The following is a 14,399-nucleotide window of genomic DNA, read 5'->3' as shown; positions in this document are numbered from 1 at the left end:
GCCGGCGGCGGGGCGGACGGTCTGACCATCTGACCGACTGTACCCCTTCGGGGCCGGCCGGACAGGGGGTCGAGCGCCCGTTGCCTCCCGGTGGTCAGACCATCAGACCTTTGCTACGGTTCGCTCCATGACCGACACGATCGAGGAGACCGGCGACGAGATCGCGACGCACGAGCTGCGCCCGGCGTCGTCTCGGTGGACCCACATCGCGCTGCGCGTGACCGACATCGACGCGACCATCGACTTCTACCGGAGCTACACCGACCTGGAGCTGCTCGACCGCCGCGAGGACGACGACGGGTACGGGGCGTGGCTCGGTCACGCCGATCAGAAGGAGTTCCCGTTCATCCTGGTCCTCGCCCAGTTCTTCCCCGACCGCGACCCGTTCGCCCCGGCGCCGCTCGCCAAGATGGCGCCCTTCAACCACCTGGGGATCGAGCTGCCGACGAAGGGCGACGTCGACGCGATCGCGGCGCGCGCCGAGGCCGACGGGTGCCTGGCGATGCCGGCGACGACGATGCCGGACCCGATCGGCTACATCTGCATGCTCGAGGACCCCGACGGCAACCTCGTGGAGTTCTCCTACGACCAGGGCGTGTACGAGACCGTGCGCGAGAGGTGGGGTTGAACCCAGCGGCGCCCGACCCCTCGGGCGAGGTCGGGGGCGACCTGGGGGTCGCGCTCGCCTACGTGGCCGCCCTCGGCGGCGACGACCCCGCCGCGGTGGTGGAGCTCGTCGGCGACGACTTCCGCAACGAGCACCACGCCGAGCTGGGGTCGGGCTGCGTCGGTCGCGAGGAGTACGCCCGTCGGCTCCCCGGCTTCTTCGCCACCTTCGCCGATCGCCGCTACGACGTCGTCGAGGCGGCGATCGGCGCGCTCGTCCGTCCCGACCCCGATCCGGGCCGCAGCGCCGCCTCCGACGTCGGTCGCGGTAGCGACACCGGCAGCGACACCGGCGCGGTCGACGGGGCGGAGGCCGGATCCGAGGTCGTCGTGCGCTACCGCTTCGGGGCCGACGTCGACGGCGTGCGCATCGACATCCCCGGGGTGATGTGGATCAGCGTCCGCGACGGGCGCGTGGCGCGCCGGCTCGACTGCTGGGACTCGCTCACCTTCCACCGCCAGACCGGGACGGCACCGTCGCCGTGACGGGCCCCGACCCCGCCGAGGTGACGCGGCTGCGCCGCTGCTGGCGCGACGGCGCCACGGCGCTCGGGCTGTGGTTCTCGACCGATTCCCCGGCGGGGGCCGAGGCGCTGTGCGAGCTCGACGTCGACTACGTCGTGATCGACCTGCAGCACGGGCTGATCGAGGTGTCGGGGGCGATCTCGATGATGCGGGCGATGGCGCGCTCCGACGCCACGGTCCTGGTCCGCGTCCCCACCGCCGAGCCCGGCATCGTCGGGCGGGTCCTGGACGCCGGCGCCGAGGGGGTGATCGTCCCGATGGTCGACGACGCCGACATCGCCCGATCCTGCGTGCGCGCCGCGAGGTACGCCCCGCACGGCCAGCGCAGCTACGGACCCACCCGATCCCGGCTGACGGGAGCATCGACGGAGATCGCCGACGTCGACGCCTCCACGATCGTCGTCGCGATGATCGAGACCACCGATGCGGTCGCGAACGTCGAGGCGATCGCCGCGGTGCCCGGCATCGACGCCCTCTACGTCGGGCCGTCGGATCTGAGCATCACCCTCGGTCTGGGACCGGGCGTCGAGCAGGCCGACGAGCGCTTCACGCACGCCCTCGAGTCGGTGCTGGAGGCGTCACGGCGCCACGGCGTCGCACCGGGGATCCACGCCGACGCCTCGATCTCGGCGACGCGGGCGGCGCAGGGGTTCGCGATGGTCACCGCCGTGTCGGACGTCGCGGCGCTGGTCGACGGCGCCCGGCGCGCGCTCGACGCCGCGCGACCCCGCTGACGCCGCGTCGGCCACCGCCCGGGCAGCCGACGAGCAGCGCCGAGATCGCTGCCGCGGCGTCGGGCCGGCGCCGCGACGAGCGCGTCCCGTCGAGGGCCGACCGCGTCGGCGCGTCATCCGAGTCGATCGCGGCGGAGACCTGCCACCGCCAGGACGAGAGCGACGGCGGGGAGGATCATCGAGATCCACAGCGCGGCCCGGTAGCCGTCGGTGAGCGATCGCACGAGCGCGAACGACGCCGGCCCGATCGCGCTCCCGATCACCATCGCGCTCATCTGCGCTCCCGAGATCGCCCCGAGGTGCCGGCGTCCGAACACCTTGGGGATCGCGGCCGAGGTGAGCGCCGAGAAGCAGCCCTGCGAGGCCCCCCACGTCACCACGGCGATGACCGCGACCCACGCGGTGTCGAGCGCGCCGACCGCCGGGTACATGGCGAGCTGGGCGACCGCCATCGCGGCGGCGACGCGCAGCGGGCTCACCCGGTCGACCAACCACCCGGTGGTGAGCGTGACCGGAACGCTGACGAACGCGATCGGGACGAAGATCCGCACGATCTCGTCGTCGGTGAGCCCGAGCTCGGAGCCGAGGTCGACGATGTGGAACGTGATCGCCGTGCTGGTCGACGCGAGCGCCGCGACCGGGATCGTCAGCGCCCAGAACCGCACGTCGCGCAGCGCCTCGGACCGGTCGGGGTCGTCGTCGGTGCCGACGACGGGAGCGAGCGGCGCGACGTCGTCGCCGACCCTCGAGGCCGCCCCCGGACCGCGCCGGCGGGTGCCGCCGTCGATCTCGATGCCGGCCGCCTCGGGGCTCACCCGGTAGAGCGCGACGACGACGGAGCCGACGCCGACGACGAGCACGACCGCCAGGATCCGCCACGCCGTGCGGTACCCGTCGACGTCGATCAGGGCGAGGAGCAGCGCGGGCGCCGCGGCGAACGAGAAGCTGGCGAACGCGCTCGACAGCGCGGTCACCATCCCGCGCCGCCGCTCGAACCACTGGGCGATCATCGTGCGCGAAGCCAGCGTCAGCAGACCCTGCCCGCTGAATCGCAGGCACCCGAACCCGATCGACATCACGCCGATCCCGACGACGGTCCCCATCGGCCCGACGACGCTCAGCCCGACGAGGGTGGCCGCGAGGCCGATCGTCGCGCCGAGCGCGACGACGCGCGATCCCCACCGGTCGATCGCCCGCCCCCCGGCGCCGAGCAGCAGCCCGCTCGTCCCGGTGCCGACGAGGTAGGCGATCGCGAGCTGCAGGCGTGACAGGCCGGTCGTCGCGATCAGGTCGTCGGTGAAGACGCTGACCCCGGCCGTCTGCCCCGGGACGGACGCGATCGCACCGATCGTCCCGGCGACCACCACGACCCACCCGTAGTAGAACGGCACCCGACGCGGATCGAAGGGGCGGGTCCCGGGAGACCGCCTCGCCGGCCCGGAGCGACGCTCCTCGTCCGCGGTCAGCACGCGCACGCCGGGCGGTGGGGGAGCATCGGGCGCAGGCTACGTCCGCCTCCGCGCGCCCCGCCCGCCGCGTGACGTGGGACCGCGACCGCCGGTGCCGCGGTGGGCGGCATCGCCGCGCGCACCCCTCAGCCGCCGAACATCGCGACGAGCTCGTCGCGGAACGCCTCGACGTCGACCGACAGCGCGCACCGCCACGGGGCGAACCCAGCGGCGAGGTTCTGCTCGGAGCCCTCGCCGGCGCGCTCGAAGAACGGCTGTCGACGGTCGGCGATCGTCGATCCCCACGCCGGGCCCGGCGTGTCCTGCACGGCGAGCGGGAGCACGGGGCCGTCGACCATCGCCGGGACGACCGCGACCATCGCCGCGAGCAGGTCGTGGCACGGGCACTCCCCCTCGACCGCGCAGAAGGTGCCGCCGAAGCGGCGGTAGAAGCGCAGCGGGTCGCTCAGGAACGCACCGGCGTCGGTGCGACGCCCGTCGACCAGCGCGAACAGCTCGGTGGTGAACGTCGCCCGGTGGGTGACGTCGAGCCCGACCAGGGTGGCGTCGGTCCACCCGCCGGTCACGACGCGCTGCGCCGCGCTCGGGTCGTTGGCCACGTTGGCCTCGGAGAAGGGCTGCGCGTTGCCGCACGCCTCGACCACCCCGCCCATCACCGTGATCGACGCGACGCGCGCCGCCAGGTCGTCGACGTCGTCGAGGGCGTGGGCGAGGTTGGTCAGCGGGCCCAGCGTCAGGATCTCGAGCCGCCCGCCGTGGTCGTCGACGAGGCGACCGATCAGCGCGCTCGCGTCCGCGCCGAGGTCTCGCTCGCTCGGCTCCGGCCGGAACGTCTCGCCGAGGCCGTCGGTGCCGTGGATGAAGTCGGCCGGCCGCATCAGCGGGGCCGGTCCGTACGGGACCGCCGCCCCGATCGCGACCCGGACGTCGTCACGTCCGTGGGCGTCGAGCACCCGGCCCACGTTCGCCGCCGCGACGTCGGGAGCGACGTTGCCGTGCACGATCGTCACCCCGACCACGTCGACGTCGCCGCGGTCGAGCAGCCACCACAGGGCGGTCGCGTCGTCGATCCCGCCGTCGGTGTCGACCAGCAGGGGCCGCCGACCCCGGCCGACCGTGCCGGGCCGGGTCACGCCAGCCAGGCGTCGATGCCGGCGACGGCGGCCGTGCGAACGTCGTCGGGGGCGCCTCCGCACTCGATCGACGAGCGCGCGATCGACGCCATCTGGGCGTCGCTGCAGCCGAGCTCGGCGCGGCACAGCTCGTACTCGTCGAGCAGTCCCGGCCCGAACAGGAGGGGGTCGTCGCCGTTGATGCTGCACCGCACGCCGGCGTCGAGCAGCTGCGGGAGCGGGTGGCTCGCCAGGTCCGGGACGATGCTCAGCAGCAGGTTCGAGGTCGGGCACACGTCGAGGCAGATGCCGGCCTCCGCGATCCGCTCGACCAGCCCCGGCATCTCGACCGATCGGACGCCGTGGAGGATCCGATCCGCACCGAGCACCTCGATCGCCTCGACGACGTGGTGCGGTCCCTCGAGCTCGCCGGCGTGGGGAGTCGACCGCAGACCGTGCTCCTTGACGAAGGCGAACGCGTCGGCGTACGGGGCGCCGGGGTGGCCGACCTCGTCGTTGTGCAACCCGAAGCTCACCGCCCCGTCGGGCTTCATGTCGACCGCCATGCGCGCCAGGCGCATCGCCTCGGCGGGGGAGTCGTACACCCGGTCGACGGCCGGCATGTAGCCGACCGCGATGCCGTGGCGGGCCGCCGCGGCGTCGAAGGTCTCGATGACGAACGACCAGCACGCCTCGTCGGATTCGAAGCGGCTCCGGTGGTGCGCGGCCCAGAACGTCAACTCGACGTAGACGGCGCCGTCGGCGGCGTTGTCGGCGCACATCTAGTCCGCGATGCGCTGCCAGTCCTCCGGCTGCCGCAGCACCTCGGTCGCGAGCTCGTAGGTCGAGCTGAACGCGGTGAAGGAGCCGTAGTTCCCGATCACCGGCACGTCGAGGTCGTACTTCGCGGCGAGCTCGGCCAAGGTGGTGGGACGCATCCCCGCCTCGAGGTGGAGGTGGAGGTGCGCCTTGGGCAGCGCGGCGAGGTCGCGGACCTCCACCGCCCCGGCGGGCCCGGTGGTGGTCCCGGTGCCGGTGCCGGTGCCGGTCTCGTGGGTGGACGGTGCGTCGGTCATGTCGGATCCCCGGTTCGGGTTGCCAGCCGGCCGGCAGGTGCCGGCCGATCTCGGAGTGCTTCGAGTCGACGGGAGCGGCGTCACGCCGCCCTCGCCGGGGAGAGCTGGAAGCACGCGTCGAGCGACGCCGCCGCCACGGAGCGGACCACCTCGTCGCTCCACCCGAACGCGTCGATGCAGCGGCGGTACTCGGCGACGAGGTCGGTGCCCACGAAGGCGGGGTCGTCGGCAGCGTGTCGACCTCGAAGCACCCCTCCAGGTGGACGTGCACCTCCGCCTTCGGCAGGGCGCGCAGCGCGTCGTCGTTCACGACGGGCGGCCGCCCCCGTCGCCGAAGCGCCCGACCACGACCCCCTCGACCGCGCCGACCACCGCCACGAGCACGATCGAGAGGAACGTGACCACCACGACCGCGGACCACAGCCCGTTGTAGTCGCTCGAGGTCGTGGAGCGCAGCATGAAGTCGCCCAGGCCGTCACCGGTCGAGAGCCACCCGTTGATCAGCGCCCCCAGGATCGCGAGCGGCGCGGTCACCTTCGCCGCCGCGAAGAACGACGGCAGCGCGGACGGGAAGCGGGCCTTGAGGAAGAACTGCCACGTCGAGGCGTCGAGCGCCGTCAGCAGGTCGTGCTGCTGCGGGGTGAGCGAGCGCAGCCCGTAGGTCATGAACACCAGCGTCGGGAACCACACGATGATCGACACGATCACGATCGAACCGCGCGTGTCGCGCCCGAAGACGTACGCGAGGAACGGGATCATCGCGACGATCGGCACCGAGCGCAGGGCGAGCGCGATCGGCATCACCGCGCGCTCGACGGCGCTCGACAGCACGAACAGCATCGCGACGGCCGTGGCCACCGCCGTGCCGACCACGTAGCCGACGAAGGCCTGCTGGATGGTCACCGCCGTCTGCTCCCAGATCTCGGAGCGACGCCCGGGGGAGCGCTCGTCGCCGAACAGGTAGCCCCACACGTCGGCGGGGCTCTTGCCCACGTAGCTGCCCACGTCGACGATGCGCAGGAACAGCACCCACAGCGCGAGCAGCAGGACGGTGGTCGCGACGAAGGTGACCGCCGTCGTCGCGACGCTGCGCAGCGCGGTGCGCCACGGCGAGGCGGCGGCATCGGCGTCGGCCGCGGCGGCGTCGACCGCAGCCGCGTCGACCGGCTCGCCGACCGGGCGATCCTCGAGCGCGGTCACGATCCGACCCCGCTCCCCGCCCACGGCGTCAGTCGTCGGCCGACGAAGGCGATCGCCGCGTACCCCAGCCCGGCCATCGCCGTCGCGAGCAGCGCGATCGCCCACACCCGGTCGGTCTGGACGTTGCGCTGGGCGTTCACCAGCGCGACGCCGAGCCCGGTCTCGACCCGGCCGAGGAACTCGCCGATGATCGCTCCCAGCACGGCCGCCGGGGCCGAGATCCGCAGCGCCGTGAAGAAGGGGGGCAGCGCCGCCCGGAACCGGACCCGCCGCATCTGGTCCCACCGGTCGCCGCCGAGGGCGCTCACGAGGTCGAGGCTGGTCGGATCGGCCGAGGTGAGCCCGACGATCGTGCCCACGAGGGTGGTGAGGACGACCGACAGAGCGGCGAGCGCGATCTTCGGGCCGCTCCCGTCGAGGGTCACCTGGAAGATGGGCCCGAGAGCGATGATCGGCAGCGAGGTGACGGCGACGGCGATGCGCATCGCCCAGCTCTCGAGGAACGGGAAGACCACCGCGAGGATCCCGATCCCCACCGCGATCGCGTTGCCCCACAGCCACCCCCACGCCGCGGCCGAGGCGGTCGAGGTGATGTGGGTGGTGTAGGTGCTCCATCGCCCGAGCAGCTCGACGACCACGTCCGAGGGCGGTGGCATCACGGCGTCGCTGTCGAACGCGAAGCGGCCGACCAGCTCCCACAGCACGACCACGGCCGCGACGAGGCCGACCGACGACCACGGGACCCGGCGCCGGCGCGGCCCGGGGGCCACGGTCGGGCCGCCGACCCCCGTCGCCACCGGTTCGGCCCCGGGCGACGCGTCGGGGGAGGTGTCGTGGGGCGCGTCGGTGAGCGACACGGTCAGCCCCCCGTCAGCTCGTCGTCGTCGAACGTGCCGAACAGCAGGTCGGTGATCCCGTCGACGAGGTCGCGGAACTCCGGTGATCGCTGCAGGTCGTGGGTCCGCGGTCGGGGGAGGTCGATCGCCACGACGGCCGCGATCCGGCTCGGGCGCGGCGACATGATCGCGACGACGTCGGCGAGCAGCACGGCCTCGTCGATCGAGTGGGTGACGAGCAGCGTCGTCGTGACGCGCTGCATCCAGATGCGCTGCAGCTCGAGGTTCATCCTCCGACGGGTCATCTCGTCGAGCGCCCCGAACGGCTCGTCGAGGAGCAGCACCGTCGGATCGGTGATCAGGGCACGGGCGATCGCGCAGCGCTGGCGCATCCCTCCCGAGAGCTGGGCGGGGCGGGCCCTCTCGAACCCCTCGAGGCCGACGAGTCGGATCATGTCCGCGATCGCGCCGTCGCCGACCTCGACCCCGGTGACCTCGAGCGCGAGGCGGATGTTCGCCTCCACGCTGCGCCACGGCAGCAGCGCCGCGTCCTGGAAGGCGATCCCGAGGTGGTGGGCACGGCGCGCCACGTGGGGCGGTTCGCCGTTGACGAGTGCGCGCCCGCTCGTCGGGGTCTCGAGGTCGGCGAGGATCCGCAGCACCGTCGACTTGCCGCACCCCGACGGGCCCAGCAGGGCGACGAAGCACCCCTCCGGGGCGTCGAGGTCGACCGACTCGATCGCCTCCACCGAGCCACGGCCGAGGCGGAACGTCTTCGACAGCCCCGAGATCGAGATCCCCGACCCGGCGGCTGCGCCGTCGTCGACCGATCGGGGAACGACCGACGCCCCGGGCGTCGGGCCGGGTGCGGGGTCCACGTCCGACGAGCCCGACGCGGCGGTCGTGGCGGTGGTGGTCGTCGAGCCGGTTCGGGTCGCCATCAGAACGAGGGCAGCTCGTACGTCTCGGAGACCCCGGGCTCGTAGCCCTCGTACAGGACGATCCCGTCCGCGTAGACCTCGTCCATGATCTCGTTCGTGTAGTAGCTGCGGTCGATGGCGAGGCCGAGCAGCTCGAGGGTCTCGAGGTTCGTCTCGATGTCCTCCTCGCTCATGTGGAAGATGCCCTCGGTCTCGAACTCGGAGCCGCCCTCGATGAACTGGGCCTGCAGCTTCGACTCGTTCTCCTGGCTCTCGGGGATGAGGTCGAGGTCGGCGCCGTAGATCTCGAGCGTGTACTCGATCCCGAGGTCGATGTCGGAGATGGCGTGCTGCCACCCCTTGGTGATCGCTGCCATCGCGGCGACGACCTCGTCGCGCCGGTTCTCCAGCGCGTCGTCGGTGACGACGTAGAGCTGCTGGTACAGGTTGAACCCGAGGTCGGCGAGGAGCAGCACGACGGGCTCCTCGCCCCGGGCGAGCTGGACCCACGGCTCGTTGGTCGCGAACGAGAAGAAGCCGTCCATCTCGCCGGTGTCGAGCGGTGACGGGTCGAAGCCCGCCGGGACCCGATTGACCTGGTCGCCTCCGGTGCCCTCCTCGATGCCGGTGATCTCGAGCAGCGCCTGCCACACCGCGTCGTTCGCGGCCTGGACGCCGACGGTCTTGCCGCGCATGTCCTCGGCCGAGCGGATCGGGTTCCCGTCGGCGAGCGACAGGATGCAGAACGGGTTGGTCTGGTAGTTGCAGCCGATGATCTTGATCGGGGCGTCGTTGTTCAGGATGGCACCGGCGACGATCTCGGAGCCGGTGTAGGTGATCAGCGCCCGGTCGGACAGGATCAGCGCCAGGGTGTCGACGTCGGGTCCGCCGACCACGAGGTCGCTGCTGGCGAACCCCTGCTCGGCGAAGTACCCCTGCTGCTCGGCGATGTAGTCGCCGGCGAACTCCGCGTTCTTGAACCAGGACAGCTGGATGGACACGTCGCCGAACTCGGCGTCCGCTCCCGCGGTGCCGGCGGCGGCGCTCGTCTCGCTCCCGGCCTCGGTGGATCCCGTGGTCCCGGGGGTGGTCGGCGAGGACTCGCTCCCGCTCTCGCCGTCGCTGCCGCAGGCGGCGAGCACGGCGGGGCCGATGCCCAGCAGCGCGGCACCGCCGAGCCCGGTCCGGAGGAACCTCCGTCGGCCCCAGTCGTTCGGATCGGTGATGTCGGTCATGCGGTGGTCCTCCCCGTGGCGTGAGCAGCGATGTCGCCTGCGACGACGCACGGTAGGGAGGCTGCGTTTCCGCGATGTGAACGGCGTGGGACGCTCCGGTTGTGTGTCCGTTTCAGGAGAGCTTCGGGCCGGGGTTCGCGCCTCCGGACCCGCTCCGAGCGGCCTCGTCGTCGGCCGTCGCCCGGACGAGCAGCCGTCGCCACGCCACCGACAGCCGGTCCGCGCGGGTGCTGATCTCGGTCCGGTTCGACACGTCGAGCGACGCGTCGTCGAAGCGCTCGAGGATGCGCAGGTCCTCTCCGAGCACGATGTCCTCGTCGGCGGCCACGCGCTCGATGCGCCCGGGCGAGTGGTGCAGGTCGTCGCGCGCGATCACCTTGTGGATCCGCGTCGTCCCGGCCCGCTCGGGGGTCACGGCGTAGAGGATCCGGAACGACCCGCCGGTGAGCTCGAACGAGAGCTCGAGCTCGCAGATCAGGTCGGCTCGACCCACCTTGCGCACCGTGTGCGGTTGCACGAGGGGGTGGGTTCCCTCCTCGACGGCGGGATCGTCGTGGTTGCGGTAGGGAGCGCGGAAGGTGGAGCTCACCGTCCAGCCGTCCTCGACGACCTCGCCGCTGTCGACGGCGGTCGCGTCCCGCACCCCGAACGAGGCGGCGTGGACGTAGGGGAAGTGGGCGCCGTCCATGAAGTTGTCGACGAGCTGGGCCGCGCCGACGTGGGTGCGCACCGAACGGCACCGGGCGACGGCGAAGGTCTCGTCGCCGAGGAGGTCGGCGCGGGGGAGCGCGCAGCGCGGCTCGTCGGGGGCCAGGAACACCAGGCCGAACCGCTCGGTCACGGCGTGGGGTCGCACCAGGCAGGCGCGCCCCGGGATGCGTGCGTCGTCGCCGAGCGCCGGGATCGCGGTGCAGGTTCCCGATGCGTCGTAGCGCCACCCGTGGTAGGCGCAGCGGAGCTCGCCGTCGACGACGCTGCCGATCGAGAGCGGCGCCGAGCGGTGCGGGCACCGGTCGACGAACGCGCGCACGGCCCCGTCGACGCGCAGGACCACCCAGGGCTCGTCGAGCAGCCACACCCGCGACGGCTCCTCGGTCACCTCCTCGCTCTCGGCGACGCAGTGCCAGGCGCGACGGAGCACGGCGCTGGTGTTGGTCAGCACGTGGCGTTCCACCCCCCGATCGAAGCACCACGCCGTTGCGTGGGTGTTTCCGGTCGTGGTCCGTCGCGTGCCGTTCGAGCGCCGACGGCGACGGGCTGCGAGCGGCCACGGAGTTCATCGGTGCGAAACCGCCCCGACACGCGGGGTTCCTACGTTCGCCCCGTGCCCACCGCCGAGCTCGTTGCCGCCGTGCCCGAGGTGGAGCCGCGCCCGACGTGACGGTCGACGAGGTCGCACGGCGGAGCTGGTGGGCGGTCGCCTTCGAGTCGGCGTTGGACGGCGGACCGCTGCACGCCCGGGTGCTCGGCGAGGATCTCGTCATCGCCCGCGTGGGCGGCGAGCTGCTCGCCGCCCCGGACCGCTGCCCGCACCGCGGAGCGTCGCTGTCGGGCGGTGACGTCGTCGACGCACCGGACGCGACGGCGTGCCTGGTGTGCCCGTACCACGCCGTCCACTTCGCGTCCGACGGCTCCGCCGTGCACCTGCCGGCCCGCCCCGGCGCGCGCCTCCCCGACCGGCTCTCGCTGCGGGCGCTCCCGGTCCGCGCCCGTCACGGGATCGTGTGGGCGAGCCTCGACCGAGACCCGGTCGGCACGATCCCGGACTGGTCCGAGTTCGACGTCGACGGACGGGCACGGTTCCAGCTCGGACCGCACCCGTGGGCGGTGCAGGCGTCGAGGATCACCGAGAACTTCAACGACCTCGCGCACTTCGCCACGGTGCACGCCGCCACCTTCGCGAGCGCCGACGACACGGTCGTGCCGCCGATCGATCTGCGCTCGGTCGACGGCCGCATCGAGCACGGCGTGCGGATGCACCAGCTCGACCGCGTCACCCTCGACTCCCCGGAGGTCAGCGCCGAGGTGGGGTACCGGTACACCCACGTGATGCCCTTCGCCTCCGAGCTGGTGATCACCTACGCCCCCGACCGAGTCGAGTGGATCCAGTTCGCGGTGACGCCGACGTCCACCCTCGACCCCACCTCGACGGACCCGCCGGCGTCGATGGTGTTCCAGCAGAACGCCCGCGACTTCGACCTCGACGGCGACGTGGGCGCGTGGAGCGACTTCCAGGCCGAGGTCAACGAGGAGGACCGCCGGGTGCTCGAGACCGTGCGCCCGGTGAGGATCGGCGTCGACGGGTCCGGGGTGGACGAGGTGGCGCTCGGGTTCGACACCTTCGCGACCGCCTACCGCCGACGGTGGAGGTCGATGCTCGGCGAGCAGCCGGGGCGCTGATCCGATCGGGTCCGCTCACCCGCCGGCGCGACGGGTCACGAGACGCTGGCGAGGTACATCTGCTCGAGGTGGTCCCCCGCGGTGATCGGGGGGTGGCGCGCGGGGTCGTCGGTGGTGGTGCAGGTCGGGAGGCACTCGATCAGGGCGTCGTGGTCGAGGTCGAAGAAGCACGCGACCGAGAAGCGCTCACGGTCGGGCACCCCGAGGACGCGGTGCATCGTCGACACGTAGCGGTCGTTCGTCCACCGCTGCATCAGGTCGCCGACGTTGATCACGAACGCACCGGGCACGGGCGGCACCTCGACCCAGCGCCCGGCCTTGTCGCGCACCTCGAGGCTGCCGACACCGTCCTGGGCGAGGACCGTCACGGCGCCCCAGTCGGTGTGCGCCCCGGCGCCGAAGTCGGACTCGCCGGCGTCGGCGGGGCGCGGCGGGTAGCGCAGCAGTCGCAGCGTGCAGGTGGGCGCGCGGTGGAACGGCGCGAAGTGGTCCTCGTCGAGGTCGAGCGAGAGCGCCATCGCCCCCATCAGCTGCTCGCACAACCCCATCGCGGCGACGTGGTAGCGCTCGACCGGCGCGCGGAACCCGTCGAGGTCGGGCCACCGGTTCTCCCCCGACATCGGCCCCGACCCGACGAGGTGCTCGGGGCTCAGGCTCCACGCCTCCTTGATGTCGGCCGAGGAGTCGGCGTCGAGCCGCTGGCGGCCCGGGGGGTCGTAGCCGCGGTTGACGTGGTCGTCGTCCATCGCCTGCGCCAGCTTGTCCTCCATCGGGAGCGCGAACGCGCGGCGCATCTGGGTGAAGACGCCGTCGACGACGTCGGTGGCGATCCCGTGACCGGTGACGCACAGGAACCCGATCGTCTCGCACGCCTCGCCGATCTCGCGCGCCACCGTGCGGCGTCGCTCGAGGTCGTCCGAGCGGAGACCGCCGACGTCGATGACGGGGACGGAGCTCACCGCGCTCACCGCCCGCCGCTCATCGCCGGGGCCGTCGCCCGGGTGGGCACGGGGTCGACGCGTCGCCGGTCGAGCGCGACCGCCGCCACCGCTGCGGCGTCGGCCGCGGGTCCGGTTCGCCTCGCCGCCTCCTCGCGCACGAGCTCGCGGACCCAGCGCCGGTACACGTTCGACACGAGATCGGTCGACACCGAGAGCTCCGTCGCGGGGTCGAGGGGGAACTCGCCGGGGACCTGGGCGCCGACCACCGGCGCGTCCTCGTCGAGCACCTGCTGCTGGAACTCGACGTGGCGCGCATCGACCTCGGCGCGGGCGCCGGGGTCGTCGTCGTGGAGCTCGTCGTCGCGCGACATCGACCAGAAGGTGCGACAGGTCGTGCGATCGATCGGGCTCGCGGTCATCCACAGGATGCGTCGGGCACCCGTCTCGAGGCGGAAGTCGATCTGCACCGTGCAGGGCATCGCGACCCGGTAGTGCGACGTCCCGTACATCGCCGCGCCGTCGGCGGCGAACTCGGGGGGTTCGTAGGTGAAGCGCAGCTCGGTGCCCACCCGTTCGATGGTCGGCAGCGGCGGCACCGGGGCGTCGCGCCGCCCGAGCGATCCGTCGTGGACGAAGGCGAAGTGGGCGAGGTCCATGAAGTTCTCGACCCGCCTGAGCGCGGAGACCGGCCACGTGTACGGCTCGCCGACGAGGGTGCGCATCGACGTCTCGTCGCTGGCCGTGCTCGGCGGGATCCCCCACCCCGTCGCCTCGTCGCCCGCTCCCGCGAGGCGGACCCAGACGAGGCCGTGGCGCTCCTCCACGTCGTGGGCGTCGACGACGGCCTTGGCCGGGATCGGGCCGTCGGGGAGCGACGGGATGTCGGTGCAGCGGCCGTCGGCGTCCCAGGCCCAGCCGTGGTACGCGCAGCGCAGGGCGCAGCCGTCGACGGACCCGGTCGACAGCTTCGTCGAGCGGTGCGGGCAGCGATCGGCGAGGGCGACCGCGGAGCCGTCCGCGAGACGGGCGACGACGAGGTCGCGCTCGAGCAGCCGCACCGCCCGGACGGCGCCGGGGGCGAGGTCGTCGGTGGCGCACACGGGGTGCCAGGCGCGGGCGAGGACGCCGAGCAGGACGTCCTGGGGGTCGGTGGGCGCGGCGGGGTCGGTCGTGCGACCCTGGGGGAGCGGGACGGCCATGGGCCGAGTCTCGGGCGCGCGCGTGACGAGCGTGTTTCGTGCGCGTGATCGGTCCGTTCGGACCCGCAGCGCCGCCCGCTCGCCTC

Annotated in this window: 14 protein-coding genes and 1 pseudogene; 4 read left to right on the top strand and 11 right to left on the bottom strand. The window is 73.0% G+C overall.

Annotation, left to right across the window (positions count from 1 at the left end):
• Positions 1–127 precede the first annotated feature (127 nt).
• Genes ACOOHC_RS15845 through ACOOHC_RS15835 form a run of 3 tightly spaced genes read left to right on the top strand, consistent with a single transcriptional unit; the run spans position 128 to position 1,925 of the window.
• Complete coding sequence (locus ACOOHC_RS15845) at positions 128–628, top strand: VOC family protein (RefSeq protein ID WP_420451365.1); 501 nt, start codon at positions 128–130, stop codon at positions 626–628.
• On the top strand, positions 619–1,152 hold the full coding sequence (locus tag ACOOHC_RS15840) for a nuclear transport factor 2 family protein (protein WP_420451364.1): 534 nt from the start codon (positions 619–621) through the stop codon (positions 1,150–1,152). The genes ACOOHC_RS15845 and ACOOHC_RS15840 overlap by 10 nt, the downstream gene beginning before the upstream one ends.
• Positions 1,149–1,925 carry an HpcH/HpaI aldolase family protein gene (locus tag ACOOHC_RS15835; RefSeq protein ID WP_420451363.1) on the top strand — a complete coding sequence of 259 codons (777 nt, stop codon included), beginning with the start codon at positions 1,149–1,151 and terminating at the stop codon, positions 1,923–1,925. Before ACOOHC_RS15840 ends, ACOOHC_RS15835 begins: the two co-directional genes overlap by 4 nt.
• Before the next feature lie 113 nt (positions 1,926–2,038).
• On the opposite strand, the gene ACOOHC_RS15830 is transcribed toward ACOOHC_RS15835, so the two are convergent.
• The 9 genes and pseudogenes from ACOOHC_RS15830 to ACOOHC_RS15790 form a co-directional block, all read right to left on the bottom strand.
• Positions 2,039–3,316 (bottom strand): MFS transporter, encoded by a 1,278-nt coding sequence (locus tag ACOOHC_RS15830; RefSeq protein WP_420451362.1) that lies wholly within the window; start codon positions 3,314–3,316, stop codon positions 2,039–2,041.
• Positions 3,317–3,519: 203 nt separating this feature from the next.
• Positions 3,520–4,527 (bottom strand): nucleoside hydrolase, encoded by a 1,008-nt coding sequence (locus ACOOHC_RS15825; protein ID WP_420451361.1) that lies wholly within the window; start codon positions 4,525–4,527, stop codon positions 3,520–3,522.
• Positions 4,524–5,444: pseudogene (gene add / locus ACOOHC_RS15820) on the bottom strand (adenosine deaminase). Before add ends, ACOOHC_RS15825 begins: the two are co-directional and overlap by 4 nt.
• A gap of 218 nt (positions 5,445–5,662) precedes the next feature.
• A complete protein-coding gene (locus tag ACOOHC_RS15815; protein ID WP_420451360.1) occupies positions 5,663–5,794 on the bottom strand; it encodes a hypothetical protein in 132 nt (43 codons plus the stop codon).
• Between the two features lie 94 nt (positions 5,795–5,888).
• Complete coding sequence (locus ACOOHC_RS15810; RefSeq protein ID WP_420451359.1) at positions 5,889–6,782, bottom strand: ABC transporter permease; 894 nt, start codon at positions 6,780–6,782, stop codon at positions 5,889–5,891.
• Positions 6,779–7,639, bottom strand: a complete 861-nt coding sequence (locus ACOOHC_RS15805; RefSeq protein ID WP_420451358.1) for an ABC transporter permease — start codon at positions 7,637–7,639, stop codon at positions 6,779–6,781. The genes ACOOHC_RS15810 and ACOOHC_RS15805 overlap by 4 nt, the downstream gene beginning before the upstream one ends.
• 2 nt (positions 7,640–7,641) lie before the next feature.
• The gene (locus ACOOHC_RS15800; protein ID WP_420451357.1) at positions 7,642–8,559 is read right to left on the bottom strand and encodes an ABC transporter ATP-binding protein; all 918 of its coding nucleotides are present in this window, start codon (positions 8,557–8,559) and stop codon (positions 7,642–7,644) included.
• Positions 8,559–9,773: an ABC transporter substrate-binding protein gene (locus tag ACOOHC_RS15795; RefSeq protein WP_420451356.1), complete on the bottom strand. Its 1,215-nt coding sequence runs from the start codon at positions 9,771–9,773 to the stop codon at positions 8,559–8,561. Before ACOOHC_RS15795 ends, ACOOHC_RS15800 begins: the two co-directional genes overlap by 1 nt.
• Positions 9,774–9,885: 112 nt before the next feature.
• Positions 9,886–10,947 carry a Rieske 2Fe-2S domain-containing protein gene (locus ACOOHC_RS15790; RefSeq protein WP_420451355.1) on the bottom strand — a complete coding sequence of 354 codons (1,062 nt, stop codon included), beginning with the start codon at positions 10,945–10,947 and terminating at the stop codon, positions 9,886–9,888.
• 203 nt (positions 10,948–11,150) lie between these two features.
• On the opposite strand from ACOOHC_RS15790, the gene ACOOHC_RS15785 reads away from it, so the two are divergent.
• Positions 11,151–12,173 (top strand): Rieske 2Fe-2S domain-containing protein, encoded by a 1,023-nt coding sequence (locus ACOOHC_RS15785; RefSeq protein WP_420451354.1) that lies wholly within the window; start codon positions 11,151–11,153, stop codon positions 12,171–12,173.
• Between the two features lie 35 nt (positions 12,174–12,208).
• Here ACOOHC_RS15785 and ACOOHC_RS15780 read toward each other — a convergent pair whose 3' ends face one another.
• Both ACOOHC_RS15780 and ACOOHC_RS15775 read right to left on the bottom strand, forming a co-directional pair.
• Positions 12,209–13,132 carry an isopenicillin N synthase family dioxygenase gene (locus ACOOHC_RS15780; RefSeq protein ID WP_420451353.1) on the bottom strand — a complete coding sequence of 308 codons (924 nt, stop codon included), beginning with the start codon at positions 13,130–13,132 and terminating at the stop codon, positions 12,209–12,211.
• Positions 13,133–13,137: 5 nt separating this feature from the next.
• Positions 13,138–14,313 (bottom strand): Rieske 2Fe-2S domain-containing protein, encoded by a 1,176-nt coding sequence (locus ACOOHC_RS15775; protein ID WP_420451352.1) that lies wholly within the window; start codon positions 14,311–14,313, stop codon positions 13,138–13,140.
• Positions 14,314–14,399 lie beyond the last annotated feature (86 nt).

Origin of the sequence: Ilumatobacter sp., from assembly GCF_965215205.1 — a bacterium.
Taxonomy (GTDB): domain Bacteria; phylum Actinomycetota; class Acidimicrobiia; order Acidimicrobiales; family Ilumatobacteraceae; genus Ilumatobacter_A.
Note: the sequence above shows the minus strand (reverse complement) of the source record. Positions and strands in the feature narration are given on the sequence as shown.